This is a genomic window from Rhizobium sp. 1399, assembly GCF_031455475.1.
Lineage (GTDB): Bacteria > Pseudomonadota > Alphaproteobacteria > Rhizobiales > Rhizobiaceae > Rhizobium.
This window is the reverse complement of record NZ_JAVDSU010000019.1, coordinates 1-24351: the sequence shown is the minus strand read 5'-3', so window position 1 is coordinate 24351 and position 24351 is coordinate 1. Positions and strand designations below refer to the sequence as shown.

The 24351-nt window shown below is 59.6% G+C and carries 24 protein-coding genes, 1 tRNA gene and 1 pseudogene; 8 read left to right on the top strand and 18 right to left on the bottom strand.

Annotation, left to right across the window (positions count from 1 at the left end; all coding sequences use genetic code 11):
- Positions 1-82: 82 nt before the first annotated feature.
- From J2X71_RS34920 to bfr, 5 genes are all read left to right on the top strand, one after another.
- Positions 83-1027 carry a hypothetical protein gene (locus J2X71_RS34920; protein WP_310389714.1) on the top strand — a complete coding sequence of 315 codons (945 nt, stop codon included), beginning with the start codon at positions 83-85 and terminating at the stop codon, positions 1025-1027.
- Positions 939-2486, top strand: a complete 1548-nt coding sequence (locus tag J2X71_RS34915) for a DNA polymerase Y family protein (protein WP_310389890.1) — start codon at positions 939-941, stop codon at positions 2484-2486. The genes J2X71_RS34920 and J2X71_RS34915 overlap by 89 nt, the downstream gene beginning before the upstream one ends.
- Positions 2483-5962, top strand: a complete 3480-nt coding sequence (locus J2X71_RS34910) for an error-prone DNA polymerase (RefSeq protein WP_310389711.1) — start codon at positions 2483-2485, stop codon at positions 5960-5962. Before J2X71_RS34915 ends, J2X71_RS34910 begins: the two co-directional genes overlap by 4 nt.
- A 109-nt stretch (positions 5963-6071) precedes the next feature.
- Positions 6072-6446 (top strand): BFD-like (2Fe-2S) protein, encoded by a 375-nt coding sequence (locus J2X71_RS34905; RefSeq protein ID WP_081493316.1) that lies wholly within the window; start codon positions 6072-6074, stop codon positions 6444-6446.
- A complete protein-coding gene (bfr, locus tag J2X71_RS34900; protein ID WP_007824799.1) occupies positions 6412-6897 on the top strand; it encodes a bacterioferritin in 486 nt (161 codons plus the stop codon). The genes J2X71_RS34905 and bfr overlap by 35 nt, the downstream gene beginning before the upstream one ends.
- A gap of 86 nt (positions 6898-6983) precedes the next feature.
- Here bfr and J2X71_RS34895 read toward each other — a convergent pair whose 3' ends face one another.
- The 6 genes from J2X71_RS34895 to rsfS all read right to left on the bottom strand — a co-directional run bounded on the left by J2X71_RS34895 (position 6984) and on the right by rsfS (position 12727).
- Entirely contained in the window at positions 6984-7517 is a 534-nt protein-coding gene (locus J2X71_RS34895) for an RNA pyrophosphohydrolase (protein WP_007824800.1), read from the bottom strand.
- Positions 7518-7529: 12 nt separating this feature from the next.
- Positions 7530-8729 carry a divergent polysaccharide deacetylase family protein gene (locus tag J2X71_RS34890; RefSeq protein ID WP_310389709.1) on the bottom strand — a complete coding sequence of 400 codons (1200 nt, stop codon included), beginning with the start codon at positions 8727-8729 and terminating at the stop codon, positions 7530-7532.
- A 77-nt stretch (positions 8730-8806) separates the two neighbouring features.
- Positions 8807-10129, bottom strand: a complete 1323-nt coding sequence (locus tag J2X71_RS34885) for a S41 family peptidase (protein ID WP_113183655.1) — start codon at positions 10127-10129, stop codon at positions 8807-8809.
- Positions 10119-11528 (bottom strand): murein hydrolase activator EnvC, encoded by a 1410-nt coding sequence (locus J2X71_RS34880; protein ID WP_310389886.1) that lies wholly within the window; start codon positions 11526-11528, stop codon positions 10119-10121. Before J2X71_RS34880 ends, J2X71_RS34885 begins: the two co-directional genes overlap by 11 nt.
- Positions 11529-11682: 154 nt before the next feature.
- Positions 11683-12165, bottom strand: a complete 483-nt coding sequence (rlmH, locus tag J2X71_RS34875) for a 23S rRNA (pseudouridine(1915)-N(3))-methyltransferase RlmH (protein WP_310389706.1) — start codon at positions 12163-12165, stop codon at positions 11683-11685.
- 118 nt (positions 12166-12283) lie between these two features.
- The gene (rsfS, locus tag J2X71_RS34870) at positions 12284-12727 is read right to left on the bottom strand and encodes a ribosome silencing factor (protein WP_007824813.1); all 444 of its coding nucleotides are present in this window, start codon (positions 12725-12727) and stop codon (positions 12284-12286) included.
- A gap of 209 nt (positions 12728-12936) precedes the next feature.
- On the opposite strand from rsfS, the gene J2X71_RS34865 reads away from it, so the two are divergent.
- On the top strand, positions 12937-13314 hold the full coding sequence (locus J2X71_RS34865; protein ID WP_310389703.1) for a winged helix-turn-helix domain-containing protein: 378 nt from the start codon (positions 12937-12939) through the stop codon (positions 13312-13314).
- Here the strand turns inward: J2X71_RS34865 and modC are convergent, their stop codons facing one another.
- From modC to obgE, 7 genes are all read right to left on the bottom strand, one after another.
- On the bottom strand, positions 13315-14385 hold the full coding sequence (gene modC / locus J2X71_RS34860; RefSeq protein WP_310389701.1) for a molybdenum ABC transporter ATP-binding protein: 1071 nt from the start codon (positions 14383-14385) through the stop codon (positions 13315-13317).
- Positions 14382-15083: a molybdate ABC transporter permease subunit gene (gene modB / locus J2X71_RS34855; RefSeq protein ID WP_310389699.1), complete on the bottom strand. Its 702-nt coding sequence runs from the start codon at positions 15081-15083 to the stop codon at positions 14382-14384. The genes modC and modB overlap by 4 nt, the downstream gene beginning before the upstream one ends.
- A 75-nt stretch (positions 15084-15158) precedes the next feature.
- A complete protein-coding gene (gene modA, locus J2X71_RS34850) occupies positions 15159-15950 on the bottom strand; it encodes a molybdate ABC transporter substrate-binding protein (protein WP_310389697.1) in 792 nt (263 codons plus the stop codon).
- Between the two features lie 494 nt (positions 15951-16444).
- Complete coding sequence (locus J2X71_RS34845) at positions 16445-17044, bottom strand: nicotinate-nucleotide adenylyltransferase (RefSeq protein WP_405049788.1); 600 nt, start codon at positions 17042-17044, stop codon at positions 16445-16447.
- 37 nt (positions 17045-17081) lie between these two features.
- Positions 17082-18365 (bottom strand): glutamate-5-semialdehyde dehydrogenase, encoded by a 1284-nt coding sequence (locus J2X71_RS34840; RefSeq protein ID WP_310389694.1) that lies wholly within the window; start codon positions 18363-18365, stop codon positions 17082-17084.
- Positions 18358-19527 (bottom strand): glutamate 5-kinase, encoded by a 1170-nt coding sequence (gene proB / locus J2X71_RS34835; protein ID WP_310389693.1) that lies wholly within the window; start codon positions 19525-19527, stop codon positions 18358-18360. The genes J2X71_RS34840 and proB overlap by 8 nt, the downstream gene beginning before the upstream one ends.
- Positions 19520-20590, bottom strand: coding sequence for a GTPase ObgE (obgE, locus tag J2X71_RS34830; RefSeq protein ID WP_310389691.1), 1071 nt, complete (start codon positions 20588-20590; stop codon positions 19520-19522). Before obgE ends, proB begins: the two co-directional genes overlap by 8 nt.
- 83 nt (positions 20591-20673) lie before the next feature.
- Between obgE and J2X71_RS34825 the strand changes: the two genes are divergently transcribed.
- A complete protein-coding gene (locus tag J2X71_RS34825; protein ID WP_310389689.1) occupies positions 20674-21540 on the top strand; it encodes an endonuclease/exonuclease/phosphatase family protein in 867 nt (288 codons plus the stop codon).
- Between the two features lie 138 nt (positions 21541-21678).
- Here J2X71_RS34825 and J2X71_RS34820 read toward each other — a convergent pair whose 3' ends face one another.
- From J2X71_RS34820 to rplU, 4 genes are all read right to left on the bottom strand, one after another.
- The gene (locus tag J2X71_RS34820) at positions 21679-22266 is read right to left on the bottom strand and encodes a GNAT family N-acetyltransferase (RefSeq protein ID WP_310389687.1); all 588 of its coding nucleotides are present in this window, start codon (positions 22264-22266) and stop codon (positions 21679-21681) included.
- Positions 22263-22919 carry a GNAT family protein gene (locus J2X71_RS34815; RefSeq protein WP_310389685.1) on the bottom strand — a complete coding sequence of 219 codons (657 nt, stop codon included), beginning with the start codon at positions 22917-22919 and terminating at the stop codon, positions 22263-22265. The genes J2X71_RS34820 and J2X71_RS34815 overlap by 4 nt, the downstream gene beginning before the upstream one ends.
- Before the next feature lie 125 nt (positions 22920-23044).
- A complete protein-coding gene (gene rpmA / locus J2X71_RS34810) occupies positions 23045-23314 on the bottom strand; it encodes a 50S ribosomal protein L27 (protein ID WP_007824841.1) in 270 nt (89 codons plus the stop codon).
- A 34-nt stretch (positions 23315-23348) separates the two neighbouring features.
- Positions 23349-23666: a 50S ribosomal protein L21 gene (gene rplU / locus J2X71_RS34805; protein ID WP_088677425.1), complete on the bottom strand. Its 318-nt coding sequence runs from the start codon at positions 23664-23666 to the stop codon at positions 23349-23351.
- Between the two features lie 304 nt (positions 23667-23970).
- Here rplU and J2X71_RS34800 point away from each other — a divergent pair.
- Positions 23971-24060 (top strand) — tRNA-Ser (locus J2X71_RS34800).
- 44 nt (positions 24061-24104) lie between these two features.
- On the opposite strand, the pseudogene J2X71_RS34795 reads toward J2X71_RS34800, so the two are convergent.
- Positions 24105-24351: pseudogene (locus tag J2X71_RS34795) on the bottom strand (IS481 family transposase); the annotation flags it as partial.

The window sequence follows — 24351 nt, the reverse complement described above, 5'->3', positions numbered from 1 at the left end:
TTATGAAATGATCATTGACTCTTCATTAGAGCTCTGGAATCTATAAGAACATAACAGGAACAAGACGAGTGGGGAGAACGCCATGGCGCAGACCGCCCTGGCGCGCGAGCGGCTTTTTGCGCTCCGCGAAACCATTGCCCGACTGGAGGGAAAACCCGCGCCGGCGCTTGCCGCGGCGGAACGGGAGGCTCTGGCGGAAGGACACGAGAGGCGGCAGGAGTGTATTCTGCCACGCCTGCCTTTCGGTGTGGAACCGTTCGATGACGCCTTGGAAGGCGGCCTTCAGCTCGATGCGATTACCGAATTCCGCGCGGCGAGCTCCGGTGATGCAGGGGCGGCAAGCGGTCTGGCGATGGCCATTGTGGCGCGACTGCAGAAGCAGGAGGAGGATACCGGCAGGTTGCTGCCGCTGCTCTGGATCAGTGATGCCGTCGGCACACTGGAGGCGGGTCGTCCTTATGCTCCGGGGCTGAAGGATTTCGGGCTGAAGCCGGAAAGGTTTTTCCATGCCGCGCCGCGCAAGCTGGAGGATGCGCTCTGGCTGGCGGAAGCGGCCATCGAAAGTGCTGCCTTCTCGGCTGTCGTCTTCGAAGTGCGCGGCAATCCCCTGCATTTCGGCCTGACCGAAAGTCGCAGACTCAGCCTCAGGGCGCGCGCCGTCCACCGCCCACTCTTTCTTGTCCGTCAAGCGGGAGAGGAGGAGGCAAGCAGTGCCGCCTTCCGCCTGCATGTCGAACCGGCGCCGTCGGGCCTGCGGCCGCTGCCGGACGGATCAAAACTTTCCGTCAGTATCGGCAATCCGATTTTCCGTCTCACGCTGGAGAAGAGCCGCAATCCGGCCCCGCTCTCCTTTCTTCTGGAGTGGAACCCTCATGAACGCGAATTTTTCCCTGTCGACGAACCAAGCTTCGCTCGTCCTCCAGGCGAACAGTCAGCGCATTCTGGCGCTCAGTTTTCCGCATCTGGCAACGGACCGCATCGCCCGCAAGCGATGGGGGCTGTCCTGGCGCTCGAAAGGGCGTCCTGAGAAGCCGCCGATCGTCTGTTCCGGCAAGCTCAACAATGCCATGCGGCTGACGGCGCTGGACGAATTCGCCGAAAAGCTGGGCTTGCGGAAAGAGCAGGGCGTTGCCGAAGCGCGCGCCATGTTTCCGGCGCTTGATGTCCTGGAGGAAGATCCAGCAGCCGATCGACGGTTACTGGAAGGGATCGCCGACTGGTGCGACCGCTATACGCCGATGGTCGCGCTCGACGGCAAGGACGGGCTGTTTCTCGATATTACCGGCTGCGCCCATCTCTTCGGCGGTGAGGTGGCGCTTCTCAAGGATATTCTGTCCCGGCTCTTCCATATGGGGCTCGATGTGCGGGGTGCGATCTCCTCATCGCCGGGTCTTTCCTGGGCAGTCTCCCGTTTCGGGCAGGGCGGCGTCGTGGAGGATGAAGAGATGGAGCGCATGCTGATGCCGCTGCCTGTCGCGGCCTTGCGGCTGGAGGGCCAGACCGTCGATGCTCTTAGGAAACTTGGCCTCAAATACGTCGGCGATGTCATTCATGCGCCGCGGGCGCCGCTGACCCGCCGCTTCGGGCCAACGCTGCTTCTGCGCCTTGATCAGGCGCTCGGCCGTGAGGAAGAACCCATCTCTCCTCGGCTTCCTGTCGCCAGCCTCTCATCCGAACGCCGTCTGGTCGAGCCGATCGGCACGGAAGAGCAGATCCTCGCCGTTACCGGGCAGGTCGCCGTGTCGCTAAAGCCGCCCCTGGAAGCGCGCGGCGCCGGTGGGCGGGTGTTCGAACTGGTGCTGTTCCGTGTCGATGGCAGGGTGTTCCGCATTTCCGTCGGTGCCTCCCGACCGCTTCGTGAACCGAAGCTTGTTGCCGGGCTGTTTTCCGAGCGGCTGCAGATGATCTATGACGATATCGACGCCGGTTATGGCTTCGAGATCCTGCGCCTGAACGTGCTGCGGCATGACCCGTTCAACGAGGCGCAGGGTGATTTCGAGGGCGACCGGCAGGGGGATATCTCGCTTTCGAGTTTTGTCGACCGTGTCGCGGCCCGGCTTGGTCCGGACTGCCTGCAAAGCTTCCAGCTTCGCGAGAGCCATGTGCCGGAGCGCGCCGTGATCACGGTGCCGGCAATGGAGAACCTTCCGGCACGGCGCAAGGCAGAGCAGGGCAATGCGCTGCCTTTTCGTGAGGAGCGTCCGCTGCGGCTCTTTGCAACGCCAGAGCCGGTCGAGGTCGCATTTGCCGAAGTGCCTGATGGTGCGCCGCAGACTTTCCGCTGGCGTCGCCTGCAGCATCAGGTGGGGAGGAGCGAAGGCCCTGAACGGATTGCCATGGAGTGGTGGATCGATGGCGATAATGCCGAAGCGCGAGACTATTTCCGGATCGAGGATGAGGCCGGACATCGCTTCTGGATCTATCGCCGGGGTCTCTACGGTGAGAACCCCGATCCTCGCTGGTTCATGCACGGGGTCTTTGCATGAGGCCCGAACCCGCATTTTTCGAGATCGGTGCGAAGACGAATTTCTCGTTCCTCGAAGGTGCTTCGAAACCCGAAGAGATGGTCGTACAGGCCGCGTGCCTGAAGCTCGGTGGTCTCGGCATTGCGGACCGGAATTCGGTTGCCGGTGTAGTGCGGGCTCATGCGCAGGCAGAACAGCTCAGAGAGAGATACAGGAACAGGGATGCGATTTTAGCCGAGGCGAAGAAGAAGGGAAAAACGGAGATCATTCTCGACCCTGTCCGGGTTCAGCCGGGCGCCCGTCTCGTTTTTTCGGATGGAACGCCTGATATCCTTGCCTATCCGCAAAACCGGCGGGGCTGGGCAAATCTCTGCCGCCTTCTCAGCGCCGGCAATCTGAAGGACGAAGCTGTAAAGGGAACCTGCATCCTGACAGAAGCGGAGCTTATGGAATGGGGTGACGAGGTGATGCTCGCCCTTATCCCCGATCGGGCCGCCGTGAATGATCCTGCCCGCCAGTCGGCACTTGAAGAGTATCTGGAACGGTTTCGCAAACGCTTCCGCAAGGCATTTTTCCTGGCGCTGTCGCCGACCTATGACGGCCGCGACCGGCAGGCTTTTGCAGCGCTTGCCATGCTTGCCGTCCGCAACCGGGTGCCGCTGATTGCGACCAATCAGCCACTCTATCATGACCCCGAGCGCCGGCCGCTTTCGGATATCGTGATCGCCATACGGGAGCATGTGGAGATATCGAAAGCCGGATTCCTTCTGGCGCCGAATGGAGAGCGGTATCTCAAGGATTCACGTGAAATATCCAGGGTCTTCCGAGATTACAGAGATGCGGTCGAGAATACGCAGCTGTTTTTCAGCAAGCTGACCTTTTCGTTGAACGAGCTGAAACACAATTATCCCCCTGAAAACGATCCAGGTGAAACGCCGCAGGAAACTCTCGAAAGGCTGACGAGAGCGGGTGCGCTAGTACGTTATCCTGGTGGCGTTCCCGAGAAAGTGGCCAAGCAGATCGATTATGAGCTGAAGCTCATCGGCGACAAGAATTACGCTTCCTATTTCTTGACGGTTCACAAGATCATTCATCACGCCCGCTATGTGCTCGAAGTTCTCTGTCAGGGGCGAGGGTCGGCGGCCAATTCAGTCATCTGCTATTGCCTGGAGATCACGGAAGTCGATCCCACAAAGACCACGCTTCTCTTCGACCGGTTCATTTCGATGGATCGGGACGAACCGCCGGATATTGACGTCGATTTCGAGCATGATCGACGGGAAGAGGTCATCCAGTCCATTTATAAAAGATATGGCCGTGAGCATGCCGGTCTGACGGCGGCTGTCACCAGCTATCGCACCCGTTCGGCCGGCCGTGAGGTCGCCAAGGCCTTCGGTCTGTCGGAGGATGTTCAATCTGCGATCAGCAGTCTCGTCTGGGGTTGGTCGGAGGATAATCTCTCCGAACGGGACGCGAAGGCGGCCGGCCTCGATATCAAAGACCCGGTGACACAGAACGTGCTCAAATATGCCTCCGAGCTTCTTGGCTTTCCCCGTCACCTTACCCAGCATGTCGGTGGTTTTGTCATTACCCGGGATCGGCTTGATGAAGTGGTGCCGATTATGAAGACGGCGATGCCGGATCGTTACATGATCGAGTGGGACAAGGATGATCTCGACAATGTCCAAATCCTCAAGGTGGATGTGCTGGCGCTCGGCATGCTGACTTGCTTACGCAGGGCCTTCACGCTGCTTGAGCTACACTACGATGTGAAAAAGACACTCGCCGACCTCGGCAATAAGGAGCACGGAGAGGAAGGCGAGCCAGTTTATAAGATGATGTGGCGTGCGGATACGCTTGGCGTTTTCCAGATCGAAAGTCGGGCACAGATGAGTATGTTGCCGCGTCTCCGCCCAAAAGAATTCTATGATCTCGTCATTGAAGTAGCAATTGTTCGTCCGGGGCCGATCCAAGGTGACATGGTTCATCCCTATCTGAAACGTCGGGAGGCAAGGGATAAGAATATCCCGATTGAATATCCGAGTCCGCAGCTAAAGGATGTTCTCAAAAGAACTCTTGGGGTTCCCTTGTTTCAAGAGCAAGCGATGCAGATCGCCATCACTGCTGCCGGATTCAAGCCAGCGGAAGCCGACCGCCTCCGACGGTCAATGGCGACCTTCAAAAGAACAGGCACAATCGATAATTTTGAAGAGCGATTTGTCGAGGGCATGGTTGAGAATGACTATCCTCGCGAATTCGCGGAGCAATGTTTCAAGCAGATCAAAGGTTTCGGCGAATACGGTTTCCCAGAAAGCCATGCAGCTTCTTTTGCACTGCTCGTCTACGCCTCTTCGTGGTTGAAGGCCTATTATCCCGACGCCTTCTGCGCTGCGATGCTGAACTCACAGCCAATGGGATTCTATGCGCCGGCGCAGCTGGTGCGGGATGCGCGCGAGCACGGTGTGGAAATCTTGTCGGCCGATATCAATCGCTCGGATTGGGAATGCACCCTTGAGGAAGCGGTTTTTGACCGAGCAAGTGTCGATTTTCGCCACGGTGAGATGCGAAATATCATTAAGACTCGCCACGCTGTGCGACTTGGCCTTCTGCAGATCAAGGGTGTTTCCATTAAAGATATGGAGCAGCTTGTCGAGAATCGTGGCGAGGGTTACCATTCTGTGCGTGATCTCTGGCTGCGCTCCGGTTTGCAGAAATCCGTTATCGAACGGCTGGCGGATGCGGATGCTTTCCAATCTCTTCAGTTATCGCGACGTCAGGCGCTCTGGGCGGTTCGGGCGCTGGATGTGAAAAGCGCAACAGAGGAGCTGCCGCTCTTCGAGAAGGTCCGCCATATCGATCTTCAGCCTGAGCCGGCTGCGAAGCTGCCGGATATGCTGCCGGGAGAACAGGTCATCGAGGATTACCGTTACCTGTCGCTATCCTTGAAAGGGCACCCCGTTTCCTTCCTGCGCGAGGAGTTAGGCAAGGCAGGTGTGACGCGCAATGTCGATCTGCTTCGTGTCGCGAATGGGAGACGAGTGACGATCGCGGGGCTGGTGCTGGTGCGCCAGCAGCCGGGTTCGGCGAAAGGTGTGATCTTCATGACGTTGGAGGATGAGACCGGTGTTGCCAATGCCATCGTCTGGAAGAAGGTCTTCGAAAAATACCGCGCAGTGGTCATGGGTGCTCGACTTGTGAAAATCTACGGCAAATTACAAAGCCAGAGCGGTGTCATCCATACCGTCGTCGAACATATCGAGGATATGACGCCGCTACTCGGTATCCTTCAGCGAGAGACGAAACGCTTTGGCGTCAGCGAGCGCTCGGACGAGGTATTGCGCCCGACACAGGATCATCGACAGCGGAAGGCGGCGGATATTCTGGCGCGGGACAAGCTGCTCAGAAAGATCGGCGAGCGAAGCCCATCAGAACAAGCGAAAGATGGTGATATCGCAGAGACTGCGAGCGTGATGCCGCGCGGGCGTAATTTCCACTGATGGGCCTTTGCAGCCAGGAAATTGATGCTTCTTAAGGACTTAAGGATGCGCTCGCTGGCGTGTGATATCCTGTCGCTGAATCGTGATCGGATGAGGGTCGCGAATTTTCTTGACAGTTCCCATCTTCTTTTGCAGAAAACACGATAGTAAGTGTCATGTTTGGAATGAAGACGTGCTCGTCTGCAGTTGCAATTACATAACCGACAAGGAAATCCGGGACGTCATCAACAATCTTCTCGATGAAGATTGTTGGCAGCTTATCGTGCCGGCGAAGGTCTATCACGCCATGGCCAAGCGCGGCCGTTGCTGCGGCTGTTTCCCGAACGTTGTCGATATCATCATCCAGACAACCGAAGATTATCATGCCCGTCGCCACTCGACGGAGACGGAAATATTTGATTTCATGTCCCGCTTGAAACAATTCCACGAGGAAAACAGGAGAGCGGACATTGAAAGGCGACAAAAAAGTCATCGAGCGGCTTAACGAGGCCCTTTTTCTAGAGCTCGGTGCAGTCAACCAGTATTGGGTCCACTATCGCCTTCTTGAGGACTGGGGTTACACCAAGCTCGCCAAGAAGGAACGTGCCGAATCGATCGAGGAAATGCACCATGCCGACCGTCTGGTCGCCCGCATCATCTTCCTCGAAGGCCATCCCAATCTACAGACGCTTGCGCCGCTGCGCATCGGTCAGAACGTCAAGGAAGTTCTGGAGGCCGATCTTGCCGGCGAATATGACGCCCGCACTGCCTACAAGAAATCGCGCGATATCTGTCATGACGCCGGCGACTATGTTTCCATGAAGCTTTTCGAAGAGCTGTTGGCAGACGAGGAAGGCCATATCGACTTCCTCGAAACGCAGCTCGAACTGCTCGAGAAGATCGGCGAAGCCAAATATGGTCAGCTCAACGCAGATTCGGCCAACGAAGCCGAATAATTCGCAATCGGCAATCTTATCTCAGCCGGCCGCCTGAAAGGCGGCCGGTTTCCTTTTGGAACGCATTGCTGAGCTTCGTTCGATGCTCAATCTTCCGGGATCAAGCCGGAAAGGTGGCTGAATTCCGCCACGACCCGTTCATAGACGGCGCGCTTGAAGGGAACGATCAGGCCGGGCAGGTCTTCCATCGGCTTCCATTCCCAAGCGTCGAATTCCGGCTCATGGCCGCCGGGCGGCGGGTTGATGGCGATCTCACTTTCGTCGCCCTCGAAGCGGAAGGCGAACCAGCGCTGCGTCTGGCCGCGGTACTTGCCCCTCAGCCCGATGCCGATCAGCTGTGGCGGCAGGTCGTAATTGATCCAGTCCTTGGCCTCGGCAAGCAGGGTCACGGTCCGGATGCCGGTTTCTTCGTAAAGTTCGCGATAGGCTGCCTCCAGCGGGTCTTCGCCCTTGTCGATGCCGCCCTGCGGCATCTGCCAGAGCTGGGGTGAACCGTCATACTCCGAATTACCATCAGGAATGCGCCGCCCGGCCCAGACGAGGCCCTCGCGGTTGAGGATCATCACACCGACGCAGGGGCGATAGGGGAGATCCTCAGCTTTTACGGTCGCTTGGCTCATGGTTTTCTCCGGTCAGGGATTCTTGGGGTCGTTGACGAGTGCAGCAACGCCGACAATCTCGATGCCGCGCATGGTCGCTTCCTCGCTCCATTTGGAGATCGCGTCAATGCTCTCGTCGAAGGCCGAGGCAACACCGATTGCCTGGCCGTTGCGGCGGGCGATGCGCTCCAGTTCGTCGAGTTTCTGCAGGATGGTGTTCACATCGACCTGGCTGTCCAGTTGCAAGTCAGCGAAAGCGTAAGGAAGCTCCGTGCCTTTGGCGACCACGGCGGTCTTGGATTGCGCTGAAGTGCCATCGTCGAGAAACAGCAGCCCGCGCTTGCCGATATCCCGCATGACCGGCTCCATGGCCTTGGGATCGGAGAGGAAACGTCCGCCCAGATAGTTCATGATGCCCGTATAGTTGGTGATCTCGCCCATCGCCCGGTGCAGGCTTTCGAGGTTGTGCGCCACAGGCTTCGACGTCAGCAGCGTATCCGGTCCCGGATCATTAGCTGGGTAATCGAACGGCTCCAGCGGCACCTGCAGCAATATTTCATGGCCGCCGCGCCGCGCATCTTGCATCCAGCGCTGCAGGCTGTTGCCACTGGCGGCGAAGGCAAAGGTGATTTCCTCCGGCAATTGCTTGATGGCGCGCTGCGTGCCGGTCTGGCTGAGACCGAGGCCGCTGAGGACGATCGCGATGCGGGTGCCGCGCGTGCCGGACCACCGCCGCGCATATTGATCCATCGGACGCCGGCCATCGGGACCCGTGATGGGCAGCCGGCCGAAGGGTGTCTCTTCGAGCAGATTGTCGTTGGGGATGGCCGCCATGCGGGGATCCTGGCCCATCTTCATGGCATCGACCAGAACCGGGCCGCTACCCTCGCGCGGGCGAGGGCTGTATTTAGTGACGACAGAACCGTCGCCTGTCACCATCTGTTCTACATTGGCGCCGGATTGCGGCTCGGAGCGGGGCATGCCGTTTGCTGCCTGATTGGCAGATGCCTGCGGCTCCTGGATCGCATCGGTCGGCGGCGCGGCCGCTGTGTCCAGCGATGCCGGAGGCTTCGACTGCTCGAGGCCATCATTGCGAAATGCCGTGTAAAGGGAAAAGCCGCCAATCGCGACAAGACAGACGCTCGCGGCAATCTGTCCGATCCGCAATATGCCGGGGCGCTTTCGCGCGGCCTTGCGGTTGCGGCCTAGAGGTGCATGCAGGTCCGTTCCCAATTCGTTGCCACTCCAAAACCGGGAAACAGCAGAAAGTCTCAAGGCCGGGCGGGCTGCCCGGCCTTGAGATCGATGGATTACTTGGCGACGACAGCCTTTTCAGGGTCCGGCGGGAAGGACGGGTCAGTCTTCTTGCCGCGCAGCAGATCGAGCGCGTAGTTGAGCTGGACGTCATCCTTCGGATCCGGCGGGACGTAGGCAACCGATCCCGAACCTTCGTCGGTCTCGCTCTGGCCCTTGATGTGGCCGCGCAGGGCAGATTCGCCCTCGGTCACCATCTTGCCTTGCAGATCGGCCGGAAGGGGCTCTTCCACCTTGATGTCAGGCGTAATGCCGGTGCCCTGGATCGAGCGGCCCGACGGTGTGTAGTAGAGCGCTGTCGTCAGGCGCAGCGCGCCGTTTTCGCCAAGCGGAATGATGGTCTGGACCGAACCCTTGCCGAAGGAACGCGTGCCGAGAACCGTGGCACGGCGCAGATCCTGCAGGGCGCCGGCAACGATTTCCGACGCGGAAGCCGAGCCGCCGTTGATGAGGACGATCAGCGGCTTGCCATCCGTCAGATCGCCCGGGCCAGCATTGAAGCGGCGGGTTTCATCCGGATTGCGGCCACGGGTCGAAACCACTTCGCCGCGCTGGAGGAAGGCGTCGGAAACATTGATCGCCTGATCGAGCAGACCGCCGGGGTTGAGACGCAGGTCAAGGACGAAGCCCTTGAGCTTGTCGGCCGGAATGGTCGCCTTGATCTTCTGGATCGCCTTTTCGAGGTCCGGATAGGTCTTCTCGGTGAAGGAGATGACGCGCAGATAGCCGACATCGTCCTCGACGCGCGACTTGACCGCCTGAACGGCAACGACGTCACGTACGATCGTAAGTTCGATCGGCTTGTCGGCGCCCTTGCGGATGAGCGTCAGCTTGATCGGCGTGTTGACGGCGCCACGCATCTTTTCGACGGCGTCTTCGAGCTTCAAGCCGCGAACAGACTGGCCATCGATTTCCGAAATATAGTCGCCGGCCAGAACGCCAGCCTTGGCAGCCGGAGTATCGTCGATCGGGGTGATGACCTTGACGAGTTCGTCTTCCATGGTGACTTCGATACCGAGGCCGCCGAACTCACCCTTGGTCTGGGTGCGCATGTCTTCGGCGTCCTTCGCATTCATGTAGCTGGAATGCGGGTCGAGCGAGGAAAGCATGCCATTGATGGCGCTTTCGATCAGCTTGTCCTCGGCCGGCGGCGTTACGTATTGTGCACGCACGCGTTCGAAGACGTCACCGAATACCGAAAGCTCCTTATAGGTCGATGCTCCCGCCGCCTCTGCAGGCACGCCTGCGGAGTAAATGACGCTCATCGCGGTCGCGCCCATCAGTGCGCCGACCAGAACAAGAGAAGCCCTACGAATCATTGCGTGCCTTTCCAGTGTCTTTGGCGGTCCACCACGGTCGGGAATCGACCGGTTTACCGTCCTTTCGAAACTCAATGTAAAGCGTTGGCCGATCTGTTTCCAGCGCCAATGCGGTTGCGCTTGCCACTCTTTTCGCACCCATCACGGCCAGGGGCTCGCCGGAGAAAACGAATTTTCCCTGACGGGTGTTGATCGTATCCATGCCTGAGAGAACCAGGTGATATCCGCCGCCAGCGTCGAGGATAATCATCTGGCCATAGCTGCGGAAGGCGCCGGCGAAAACCACCAGCCCGTCAGCAGGCGCGGTCACCACCGTTTCCGCATTGGTCGCGACCGTCATTCCCATGGCCTCGTGTCCGGTGCCGTCGGCATCGCCGAACTGGCGCAGAATATCGCCTGCCACAGGCAGCTCCAGTTTCGCCTTCAATTCTCCGAAGGGATATGCGGGCGCAATGCGGTTTTTATCGGGCACTCCGCTGTCGGCCAGGGCCTTCGCCTGGGCGCGCTGCTCGTCCGTCAGGAGCTTGCGGTTCTCTTCTGCCTGCCTGGCGGCGGCGGCGGCATCGCGCACGGAGGCGATTTCCGTTTCCATCGAAGCGACGAGGCTTTCGAGCGTCGTTGCCTTGCTTGCCAGCTCCTGAGACCGCTGCTTTTCGGCTTCCAGTTCGGCGGCATTGGAGCGGCTCAGCTTGTCGTTTTCGGCAAGCAGCAGATCCATGCGCCGCTCCTCCTCCAGGCTGTTTGCCATAGTGGTGCTCAGGCCTTCCTTCTCCTTGGCGTTTGCCGTCTGCAAAGCCGCGAGATCGGCGAGATCGGCCGCCAGTTTTTCAGTCTCCTTGCGGATGCCGGGAACCACGGCGCCGAGCAGAATCGCGCTGCGGACCGAGGCAAGCGCATCATCGGGTGTCACGAGAAGGGCGGGCGGCGGGTTGCGGCCCATGCGCTGCAAGGCGGCGAGAACCTCGGCCAGGAGGCCGCGGCGCTCATGCAGCGAGCGGCGGATGCCATCTTCCTTGACGCTGAGCTCGGCGAGTTTCTTCTCGCTGTCGAGAATCTCGCCTTCCAGGGATTTCCGGCGGGCGGCGGAATCGATCAGTGCCTGTCGAATGCTTGCCGTGCTCTTTTCCAGATTGTCGATGCTGCTCTGAAGCTCGCTCGCCTTGTCCGAGGAGAGACTGATCGTCTTCGACAGCTTGTTTAGCTCGGCCCTTGTCTCGTCGCGCTTCTTCGCAAGTTCGGCGGCAGGATCAGGCGGCGGCTGTTCGGCTGATGTGACCGAGGCGGCCGGTTCGGCTGCTGCGGGCGGTGGCGGCGCATCCTGCGCCTGCACGGCAAAGGGGTTTCCCGAAATGGCAATGACGGCCGCACCGAGCCCTGCGGCAACGGCCGGCAGAAACAGGCGGGATCGCTTGGGGGCAGCTCTCGTCATGCGTGTCGGGGTTTACTCGTTCAAATCGCCCGGAACCTAAGCTGATTTGGGGCTGTTGACCAGAAAGTTTGAATGAGAAGAGGCCCTGAGGCAAAACACGGCTGCGTGAGTGTTTTGGTCTGCATCAGACGCGATGATAAGGGTGGCCGGACAGGATGGTCACGGCCCGATAAAGCTGTTCGGCAATGAGCGTGCGGACGATCTGATGAGGCCAGGTCATCTTGCCAAGGCAAAGGATCATGTTGGCGCGGTCGTAGAGGGAAGGGTCGAGGCCATCGGCACCGCCGATTGCGATCGTCAGGTCGCGTTTGCCTTGATCGCGGTAGCCGCCGAGAAGATTGGCGAAAGCTTCGCTGTCCAGCGCCTTGCCGCGTTCGTCGAGGAGAACGAGGATGCTGCCTTCGGGGAGCGATTTCAGCAGCATGGCCGCTTCCTCGCGCTTGCGGGTGTCCGCATTGGAGGCGCGGCTTTCGGCTACTTCGGCGATACGAGAAAATTCCAGGCCGATCGCAGGACCGGCCTTTGCAAAACGGTCGAAATAACGGGCCGCAAGATCCTTTTCGGGGCCGGGCTTCAGCCGTCCCACCGCAAAAAGACCAATCCGCATTCATCCGCTCCTGCTATGCCGCGCTTCCGCAGCGCAATGTGGACTTACCGGCCAGCTATCGAAAGCCGGCCCGGTCAGCTACCACGTCTCAGGCGCCGGGCGAATGCCAGGCTGCCTGTCAGTGCCGCGTTTCCTCGTCCATATCCGGAGCCGCCCACATCTTTTCGATGTTGTAGAACTCACGAATTTCGGGACGGAACACATGCACAATGATGTCACCGGTATCGATCAGGATCCAGTCACCGCCTTCCTGACCTTCGACGCGGGCAGTACCGAAGCCCTCGTCCTTGAGATCAGTCAGAAGATGATCGGCGATCGCCATGACATGCCTGTTCGAGCGGCCGGAGACGACAACCATGTAGTCTCCCAGCGCCGATTTTCCGGCAATGTTGATGGTGACGATATCTTCAGCTTTGGAGTCCTCGAGGCTGACGAGGACGGCTTCCAGAGCACGGGCGGCGGCATCGGCGCCACGTTCCGCACCCTTCGGGATAACGGCAAGCGTTTTTCCCTTGGCGTGTACTGTTGTCAGTGCTTTCCCTTTCCTGGAATGACAAACCATGCACAACACGGATCCAGCAGAACCGGATCATGGTTAAGATAGGCATCAAACCATTAATGTTTCAAGACGCGGCGCAGCGCGCGAACGGCCGAAAGCCGCATTTGGCGTCACGAAATCGAGATTTCGACCCTCGGTCGAGATGGAGGTGCGGTGTACAGCGTCTGCGGTCGGGCGTAAAGTGCCGGTGATTTCCGCAAATACCGACCGACATGACCGAAACCGCCAAAAATCCGCTCGCACCTGTCCTGCGAATCACCTTTCCCGATGACGATCGCCTCGGCCACGGCAAGATGGAGCTGCTCGAGCATATCCGCGAGACAGGTTCGATCTCGGCCGCCGGCCGCGCCATGGACATGTCCTATCGCCGTGCCTGGATGCTGGTCGCCGAGATGAACCGCATGTTCAAGGCGCAGGTGGTGGAATCGCAGCGCGGCGGCCAGAAGGGCGGCGGCGCGGCACTGACGCCATTCGGGGAGCAATTGCTGGCGCGCTTTCGCGACATGGAAAAGACGGTGCGCACCAGCCTTGCCGATGATCTCGCCTGGCTGGAAAACAACCGTAATCTGCAGTCGGACGAGCGGCGCTGATCAGGCTTCCAGCGCCACGGTCTTGATAACGGCGAAAGCCGGCATGCCCGGGCGTAATCCCAGACGCTCGCAGGACAGCGCGGTGATGCGCGAGAGAACGGCGTTGCCGGTGCAATCGAGGCGGATCTCGACGGTTCCATCCTCCGTCGGCGAAATCTGCGTGACGGTTCCTTCCAGAATGTTGAGGGCGCTCAACCCTTCCGGCTTCCGTGTTGCCAGCATCACGTCTCGGGCGGGGATGTGGATGCGCACAGGCTTGCCTATGGCGGGCGCAGCACCCGGAACATAGAGCCTGCCCGCCTTCAGCAGCACTGTCGAAATCCGATGGGCCAAATCGATACTTTCGACTGTGCCTTCCAGCACTGCACCGGCTTCCTTTCGGTCTTCCGGGAGCAGCGACGAACGGCTGAGGATTTCTGCTGCGGGGCCTGTGGCTTCCACTTTGCCGTCGCGCATGACCACGACCTGATTTGCCAAGCGCGCGACTTCGGAGATTGAATGGCTGACGTAGACGATCGGAATATCCATCTCGTCACGCAGACGCTCAAGATAGGGCAGGATCTCGGCCTTGCGGGCTTCGTCCAATGCGGCCAATGGCTCGTCCATCAGGAGCAGGCGCGGCGAAGAAAGCAGTGCGCGACCGATCGCGACACGCTGCTTTTCGCCCCCCGACAGCTTTGAAGGGCTGCGGGCGAGCAACTGGCCGATGCCGAGCAGGTCGACGACACGATCGAAATTTTCAATGCGTGCGGATCTCGGCGTGAACCAGCGGCCGTAGGCGAGATTTGTCCGGACGCTCAAATGCGGAAAAAGCCGCGCTTCCTGGAAGACGTAGCCGAAGCGGCGGCGGTGCCGGGGAATGAAGATGTCCTTTGCCGTATCCGTCAGCGCCTCGCCGTCGAGCAGGATCCGGCCTTCGGTCGGTCGGGTGAGGCCAGCAATGATGCGGATCACGGAGGTCTTGCCGGAGCCGGAACGGCCGAAGAGCGCCGTCACGCCGCGTTCGGAGGTGAAGGCGGCATCGAGCCTGAAGGCGCCGAGGCGATGTCTTGCTTCGACGATGAGCGTCATTCCGGATCGATCCTCCGGCCGGCGAGATAGGCGAGGAATTCCGAAGCCAGTAGGGCCAGCATCGAAATGGCGATGGAAATGAGGGTGAGCCGCATGGCGACAGCGTCACCACCCGGCACCTGGGTAAAGGTATAGATGGCGGTCGACAGGGTCTGCGTTTCGCCCGGGATATTGGAGACGAAGGTGATGGTGGCCCCGAACTCGCCCATCGCCTTGGCAAAGCAGAGGATCATGCCGGTAATGATGCCGGGAATGATCAGCGGCAGCGTGACGGTCAGGAAGACCAATGCCGGGCTCGCGCCAAGCGTCCCGGCGGCTTCCTCGAGCTTGCGGTCGACGGCCTCGATGGAGAGACGGATGCTGCGCACCATCAGTGGAAAACCCATGACGCCACAGGCAAGCGCTGCACCGGTCCAGCGGAAGGAGAGCACGATACCCAGATATTGATCCAGCAGGCTGCCGATCGGGCCGCGGCGGCCGAAAAGGATGAGGAGAATGAAGCCGGTAACGACAGGTGGCAGGATCAGCGGCAGATGGACGATGCCGTTCAGGATGGACTTACCCCAGAAGCGGCCGCGGGCAAGCAGCAAGGCGACGAGGATGCCGAGCGGCAGGCTTGCCACCATGGCGACGAAGGAAATGCGCAGGGTCAGCAGGATCGCCGTCCATTCCTCATCGCTCAAGCCGAACATATCCAAGCGTCATCTTCTCCGAAACAGTGAAGGCCCGCCGAAGCGAGCCTTCACGCTAAGCTTTGGGCGCCAATTACGCAATTATTTCAGGATGGTGAAACCCTGCGCAGTGAAGAAAGGGGCAGCCTTGTCCGACTTCAGGAAGTCGAGATAGGCAGCAGCATCCGGGTTCTTGCTCTCGGCAAGCAGGGCGATCGGATAGATGATCGGCGGGTGAGAATCTGTCGGGAAGGTGCCGACAATTGCAACGCCCTTATCGGCGGCGGCATCCGTCTGGTAGACGATGCCGTAGGGCGCTTCGCCACGGGAAACGAGGGCGAGGGCGGCGCGCACGCTTTCCGAATAGGCAACCTTCGTTTCCACCGACTTCCAGACGCCGAGTTTGTCGAGTGCGGTTTGGCCATATTTGCCGGCCGGAACCGATTTCGGCTCGCCCATGGCGAGCTTGCCGTCGCCGATGAGACTGGCGAGATCGAAGCCTGCCTTGATTTCAACCGGCTTCTGCTTACCGTTTTCAGCGACCAGAACAAGGCGGTTGCCGAGCAGGTTGGAGCGTGTGTCCGCTTTGATCAGCTTTTTATCGGCGACATAGTCCATCCAGTTCAGGTCGGCAGAAATGAAGACGTCAGCCGGGGCCGCATTTTCGATCTGCTTTGCCAGCGCGCCGCTTGCCGCGTAGGAAGTAACGGCTTCCTTGCCGCTTTCCGTGGCCCAGGCGGCGTTGGCCGCATCAAGCCCATCCTTGAGGCTTGCGGCGGCGAAGACAGTTACCTTTTCGGCGGCTGCGACAGGCGTCGAAAGCGCTGCTGCGCCAAGCCAGACGGCCGAGATCGCGGCGGTTGCCAGTTTCATCCAGTGGCGGCGGCTCTGCATAATTTATTCTCCCCAGGCTCGAAATATTTAGACGAATATAACGGCGTGTGAGCTTTGGCTAGAGTTGTATTTCATAAAACATAACGACGGCGGAGACGTGATTTGCCCGCGCCGTCTCTTCACGCATTCGTGAGGCGCATGGCTCCCGTCAAGCCGAGAGTTAGTGAGGCAAAAATGTGGCGCTTCTGCTTGGTAAATGGCAAGGGATCTGGCAAGCCAGTTTGGATCAACCTGTTTTTGCTGATAAAACTGGCAGGGAATTCGATTCAGTTCCACGGAGGTTTGCATTTCGTGCATTGCTGCAATGCACTAGCCTATATTCACCTTCTGAACAAATGTGCTAAAACACAATCATCCGACGGCTTCTCCTCCTCCCATAGCTGTCCGATAGGATCGACAACACTCCTCCTCCCAGTTGTCGATCAAGTTTTAAGCCCGACGCACCTCCTCCCGCGTCGGGCTTTTCATTTTCGGGAATTTTCAAACAATCCGATTTATTCCGCGGCCTTGTGCTGATCGCCGTTGCGGATGGCTGTCGAGCTCAAAGTCGAGCGCGGACCGTGAATGAAGGTCCAGGCGGGCGCCGGCTTCTTCCAGAGAACACGGGCGTCATCTTCGTCGATGCGGGCAAAGGCAAAGGTCTTGGCCATTTTCGAAGAAAGGTAAGAGAGCGTCGAGCCCGGCCGGTCGATGACCGCTATCGGGAAGGTTCGCGCGATATTCTGCCATTTCTGCCAGCGATGGAAATTTTCCAGGCTGTCGGCGCCCATGATCCAGATGAAATTCACATGCGGATTGCGTGCCTTCACGCGGGCAAGCGTATTGGCCGTATAGCTCACGCCAAATGCCTGTTCAAAGGCTGTGACCTTGATATGCGGGTCGGTGGCAATGCTTTCGCTGCGCGCTATACGCTCCGAAAGTGGTGCCAGATAATTGCGGCTTTTCAACGGATTGCCCGGTGTCACCATCCACCAGAGCTGATCCAGTCCCAGACGCCGGATGGCGATTTCGGCAACCAAGGCATGACCCTCATGCGGCGGATTGAATGAGCCGCCGAACAGACCGACGATCATGCCGCGTTCGCTATGCGGCATGCGGAGATAGCGCCGGTCTATATGCTCTGTGGTCACGTCAGGGCCGCGTCTGTCCATGACCGCGAACGCGGTATTTGAAGGAGGTGAGCTGCTCGACGCCGACTGGGCCACGCGCATGCATCTTGCCGGTGGCGATGCCGATCTCCGCACCCATGCCGAATTCGCCGCCATCGGCAAACTGGGTCGAGGCGTTATGCAGCAGGATGGCTGAGTCGATCTCCGTAAAGAAGCGTTCGACGACCTCGGGGTTTTCGGCAAGCACGGCTTCGGTATGGTTCGACGAATATTTCTGGATATGGTCGATCGCGCCGGAAATGCCGTCAACGACGGCAACGGAAATGACGGCATCCAGATATTCGGTCGACCAGTCCTCTTCGGTGGCAGGCTTCAGGCCCGGCACGACTTTGAGAACCGTGGCCGAACCGCGAACCTCGCAGCCGGCTTCAACTAGGACCTCGATCAGCGGCGTCAGATGCGTGCCGATGGCGGCGCCGTCGATCAGCAGGGTCTCGGCTGCGCCGCAGACGCCGGTGCGGCGCATCTTGGCGTTGACGATGATGTTCTTGGCCATTTCGAGATCGGCGGAGGCGTCGACATAGATATGGCAGAGGCCTTCGAGATGGGCGAAAACCGGTACGCGTGCCTCGCTCTGAACGCGAGCAACGAGGCTCTTGCCGCCGCGGGGCACAATAACATCGATTGAACCATCAAGCCCGCGTAGCATGGCGCCGACAGCGGCGCGATCGGTCACGGGCACAAGCTGGATCGCATGCTCCGGCAAGCCGGCTGCCTTCAGGCCCTCGACCATGCAGGCATGGATCGCAGCCGAGGAACGGCGCGAATCCGAACCGCAGCGCAGGATCACCGCATTGCCGGCCTTCAGGCAGAGCGCACCGGCATCGGCCGTGACGTTCGGCCGGCTTTCGAAGATGACACCGATGACGCCGAGTGGCGTCCGGACGCGTTCGATCTTCAGGCCATTCGGGCGATCCCAGGCGGCGATGACTTCGCCGACAGGATCGGGAAGAGCGGCAATCGCGCGGATGCCCTCGGCCATTTCCGTGACGCGCTTCTCGTTCAGCGTCAAGCGATCGATGAAGGAGGCGAGCATGTCCGTTCCCTCCACATCCTTCAAATCCTTGGCATTTTCCGACAGGATATGGGTCTTGTTCGCCAGAATGGCATCTGCCATGGCGTGCAAAGCCTTATTCTTGGCGTCGGTCGGAGCAAAGCCCAATGGTCGCGCGGCGACCTTGGCCTTGCGGCCGATGTCGTTCATCAGCACGTCAATGTCAGGGCTCTGCGCAACTGTATCAAGCATAGCTTGCGTCCTTCTTCTGCCTTTCCGATTTCGAACCGATCTGCGCCGTCATGACCATATCGTCGCGATGGACCATGGCGGCGCGGCCGGGATAACCGAGGATCGCCTCGATGTCTGCCGATTTGCGGCCGGCGATCTGGCGGGCTTCCTCTGCGTCGTAGCTGACCAGTCCACGGGCGATCTCGCGGCCGGAGGGGGCGATGATCGCAACCGTATCGCCTCGGGCGAAATTGCCGGAGATGCTGCGCACGCCAGCGGGCAGCAGGCTCTTGCCAGCGCCGAGTGCCGTTACCGCGCCTTCGTCGAGATGCAGCATGCCGGCCGGCTGAAGCTGTCCGGCGATCCAGGTCTTGCGGGCGGTGACAGGCGTGCCCGAAGGCGCAAACCAGGAGGAGCGCGCACCGTTTTCGATTGCCGAAAGCGGGCTTTCCGTCTTGCCCGACGCGATGATCATGGCGCAGCCGGAGGTCGTCGCAATCTTGCCGGCATCGATCTTGGTGCGCATGCCGCCGCGCGAAAGTTCGGAGGCCGCACCACCGGCCATGGCTTCGATCTCGGGGGTGATTTCCGCAATGCTTTCCAGGAATTGCGCATCCGGATCGAGATGCGGCGGGGCGGTGTAGAGACCGTCTATATCGGAGAGAAGGATCAGCAGGTCGGCGCCGGTCATAGTGGCGACGCGGGCAGCGAGGCGATCATTGTCGCCATAACGGATTTCGCTGGTTGCGACCGTGTCGTTCTCGTTGATGATCGGCACGGCGCCGATCTTCAGAAGCTGATTGATGGTGGCGCGGGCGTTAAGGTAACGGCGCCGCTCTTCGGTATCGCCCAAGGTCAGCAGGATCTGGCCAGCGACGATCTCATCGTGTGAGAGGCTTTCGGACCAAGCCCGGGCCAACGCGATCTGGCCGACGGCCGCTGCCGCCTGGCTTTCCTCCAGCTTCAGGGCGCCGGAGGGAAGATCGAGCACCGAGCGGCCAAGAGCGATGGCACCGGAGGAGACCACGAGCACATCGACGCCTTTGGACTTCAGCACAGCGATATCGGCGCACATGGCATCGAGCCATGATTTCTTCAGGCCGGTCTTGCGATCGACCAAGAGCGCCGAGCCGATCTTGATGACGACGCGGCGATAGCGATCCAGCGGCTTGCGGCTACTCATCGCTCTCGTCCTCGTCGGTGAGGATCATGTCGCGATGGCGCAGTTTTGGCGTCTTGGCCGGCTTCTCTACGGTATTGGCTTCGACGATGATGTCGCGCAGCGCGCGCAGCACTTCCGTCATTCCCTTGCCGGTGACGGCGGAAATCAGGAAGGGTGTCTTGCCGCAGGCCTTGGCGAGTTCCTTGGCCTTCTTCTTCAGGGTCGCATCGTCGAGTACGTCGATCTGCGAGAGTGCGACAATTTCCGGCTTGTCGACCAGGTCGTTGCCATAGGCTTCGAGCTCGTGCTTCACCGTCTTATAGGCCTTGCCGACCTTTTCCTCCTGGGCAGAGACGAGATGCAGCAGCACGCGTGTGCGCTCGACATGGCCGAGGAAGCGGTCGCCGATGCCCACGCCCTCATGCGCGCCTTCGATAAGGCCGGGAATATCGGCAAGGATGAATTCCCGCTCGTCGATGGTCGCGACACCGAGGTTGGGGTGCAGCGTCGTGAAGGGGTAATTGGCGATCTTCGGCCGGGCGCGTGTCACGGAAGCGAGGAAGGTGGACTTGCCGGCATTCGGCAGGCCGACGAGGCCGGCATCGGCAATCAGCTTCAGATGCAGCCAGATGGTCTTTTCTTCGCCCTCCAGGCCGGGATTGGCCCAGTCCGGCGCCTGATTGACCGAAGACTTGAAGTGGGCGTTGCCGAAGCCGCCATTGCCACCTTTTGCGAGGCAGAAGCGCTGGCCCTCCTCGGTAAGGTCGCAGATGAGGCTTTCCTGATCCTCTTCGAATATCTGTGTGCCGACGGGAACCTTGAGCGTCACGTCGTCGCCATTGGCGCCGGTGCGATTCTTGCCCATGCCGTGCATGCCGACCTTGGCCTTGAAGTGCTGCTGGTAGCGAAAATCGATCAGTGTGTTGAGGCCATTGACGGCCTCTACCCAGACGTCGCCGCCGCGCCCGCCGTCGCCGCCATCCGGCCCGCCGAACTCGATGAACTTCTCACGACGGAAGGAAACGCTGCCTGCGCCGCCATCACCCGACCGGATATAGACCTTTGCTTCATCGAGAAATTTCATTTTACTTCCAGTACTCGGTGCGTTTGGGCGACCCCTCTTGGCCCATTCGATATAGGCGGTTCAGGCGGAGGTCAAAGAATATCGTGATTTTTGCGAGCTATAACATACAGTACGGCTTCGGTCTCGATGGCAGATACGATCTGGAACGCATCGCCCAAAGTCTCGAAGGCGCTGATGTCATCGCCCTGCAGGAGGTGACGAGAGGTTTCGTTCGGAACGATTATGCCGACATGCCTGATATCATTGCGGCCTTGTTTCCCGACCATTTCTGGGTCTATGGACCGGCCTGCGACATACATGTCGAGGCGCCGGAAGGCCAGGTTTCCCCGCCGCGCGGCACCCGTTTCCAGTTCGGCAATATGGTTCTGTCGCGCTGGCCCATCCTGTCGACGCGAACGCTGCTTCTGCCGCGCAGCCGCACGGTCGACAAGATCAATTTGCAGCGCGGCGCGACGGAAGCCGTTATTGCCATCCCTGATGGTGCTGTCCGCGTCTATTCCGTCCATCTCGACCACGTTTCCATCGACGAGCGCATTGCGCAGCTCCACCATCTCGGCGACCGCATCAATGCGTTCACTCAGGAGGGTGCGTCGCTGACCGGAGCCTGCGAATTCGGGCTTCCCGAGCCGCCGCTGCCGGAGGATTACGTTATTATGGGCGATTTCAATATGGAGCCGGAATCGCCGGAATACTGTACCTTCGCCGGCGCTTTTGACGGGTTTTACGGCCGCACGGCGCGGATCGGCACGCCGATCGATGCCTTTGCAGCGCTTGGCGCGTATGGGCCTGGCAGCTACAGCTGGATGGATCCGGAAGATCACGGCAAGCGCATGCATATCGATTACTGTTTCGTCAGTTGCGGCCTTAAGGACCGGTTGAAATCCGCTGTCATTGATACGAATTCCCTGGGTTCCGATCATTTTCCCCTGCGGGTCGAAATCGGCGATTGAAAGGACGCCGCCCTTAAAGCGTGCCGCGATCTTTCAGATCGCTCACCTCGCTTTAATGTCTTTGTTTCGCGCATGTCGTTATCGCAAAACCGCTGCACACTTTTGCGCGACATGCATCAGAGCGGCGTCCTTCCGATGTCAGGCGACCTTTTTCTGCTGCAGACCGCCTGGCTGCAGCACGGTTTCGATATGGGCGACCATGGTGTTGCGGGCGAAAGAGTAGATTTCGCTGCAGCCGGTCATCCGGAAACCGAGCTTCTCCTGCAGCCGGAGCGATGCAGGATTGTCGGCAAAGACGCCCGAATGAACCGGAACGTCAGGCATGCGCTGCGAGAAACGCTCCAGCACGGCTTCCGCCGCCTCGCTCATATAGCCGCGCTGCCAGTAGTAGCGGTTCAGCCAGTAACCGAGGTGCCAGCGGCCGTGACGAAGTTCTATCGACACATTGCCGATGTGGACGTCGTCATTGCCTGTTATTGCCAGCGCCCAATCCGGCATGACGCCCGATATGACCGGAATCAGCCAGTCCAGCGCATCCTGCCGGTCGTAAGGGGCGGGAACGCGGGCCAGCATGCGGGTGACTGCGAAATCGGAAAGTGATTCCGCAATCGCCGAAGCGTCACTCAGCCTATGGGGACGAAGCGTCAGCCTAGCCGTTGATATGAGCGGCGCGGGGCCGGGCATCATGGGCTTGGTCCCGGGTCTTTGTAGGGGTGCGGCGTTCATGAGATTGCACCCCAGCTTCTGAGCGACATCCAGGTCTTGCGGTCGAGCCGGTACCATTCGACCGGCACGTTGCTGCCGAGTGCCAGCGATGCGGCAAGGCCGGATCCCTGGAACTGGAAGCCGCACTTCTGGATGACGCGGCGCGAAGCGACGTTCATAACCCGGCAGCGGGCATCGATCTGCTCGACCTGCTGCCGCGTCCTGAACACCATGTCGACGAGGGCATGGCAGGCCTCGGTCATATAACCCTGGTTCCAATAGGGTTCGCCCAGCCAGTAGCCGATCTCGACGGTCTTCTCGTCGGTATGCGGCTCTATTCCGCAGCAACCCATGAAGGCGCCATTCTCGGCCTTGGTGATGGCATAGACGCACTTGCCAATCTCGCCATTTCGCGTACGCCAAACAAAGTCGGCGGCATCATTGGCGGTATAGGGGTGCGGCATACGCGATACCATGGTGGCGACTTTGGCGTTGTTGGCGAGATGGGCAAGGGCGTCAATGTCTTCTTCGTGGGGCGCGCGCATGACGAGCCTTTCCGATAACAAGACAGGGCAATCGGTCCTTAACCGCTCCGGCCTCAGCCGTTCCGTGGAAGACCGCTGGTCTTCCCGGGTTGACCGTGATTGGTCGACCCTTATCAATTCGCCTTGCATGTTCAGTCCTCCTGTTTGGACAAAGAAAAAGGGGAGATGGCGCCCCATCTCCCCTGTTTTCTGGACTGAACCTGGTACGGTCAGCCGGGTCGATGAGACGCCGGCTGTTTTTGAGCGCTACCGGCTTATTCCGCTGCTTCCGCTTTCGGCATTACAGACACGTACACGCGACCATTGGCCTTCGTTCGGTAGTCCACATTGCCAGCCGTAAGCGCAAAAATAGTATGATCCTTGCCGAGGCCGACATTGGCGCCCGGATGCCACTGCGTACCGCGCTGGCGAACGATGATGTTGCCGGCTACGACGTTCTCGCCGCCGAACTTCTTCACGCCGAGGCGCTTGGAATCGGAATCGCGACCGTTACGCGAGGAACCGCCAGCTTTTTTATGTGCCATTGGAGTTCTCCTTTAAACCTGAAACCCGTTGATCTTACTTGGCAGCCACGATGTCCGTGATACGGACAACCGTGTGATGCTGGCGATGGCCGCGCGAACGCTTCGAATTCTGACGACGGCGCTTCTTGAAGGCGATAACCTTCTTGCCGCGGGTCTGGTCGACGACTTCCGCCTTGACGGAGGCGCCGGCTACGAAGGGCGCACCGATCGCTGCGTCGGCGCCTTCGCCGATCACGAGGACTTCGGTGAATTCAATGGAGTCGCCAGCGGTGGCTTCAAGCTTCTCGATGGTCAGCACGTCGTTGGCTGCCACACGGTACTGCTTACCGCCGGTCTTGATGACTGCGAACATTATTTTATCCTTTCATGTTCGATCCAGCTCTCCCCGCAATACGCAGGTGGCTGTCTTCTTATCAGTCGAAGTTAAGCAGGGATTTCAGGGGACTAGCCCGGAACTCTGGTCTGCCGGTGAAACCCCGCGCAAGCGCGAGGCGGGCAAGGGGCGGATTACTCCACTCCTATTGCGAAAGCGGGATACGCGAGTGACAAAAAGGTGTCAAGGCAAAAGGATGGAAAAGCTTGAGATTTCGGCTTGCCAGTCTGTCATTTGCTCGTTATGAGAACGCCCGCGCCGAACAAGCGCCGACCGAGACCGCGGAGAGGTGGCAGAGTGGTCGAATGCACCGCACTCGAAATGCGGCATACCTGCAAGGGTATCGTGGGTTCAAATCCCACCCTCTCCGCCACGTCCTTTTTTGTCCATACCGAAGACATAGGTAACAGAACGTACCTAACACATGGGTGACAACCTCGTGCCGAACGGGTTGTCGATGGTTTGCAAAGTCCTCTGTTCCAGGTCGATATATCCCAGATCATAGTGCATGAAGCTGACGAGCCAAATGCCGTCATCAACTTCCTTGATTCCAAGCTTCTGTCCGGCCGGTACGGTGGAGATGTTGATCTTCTTGCGATAGATGCAGAGGCGGCCGCAATTGGTGACGAGCGCCTCCCTGTCGTGGAAGGGATAGTCGATCTCC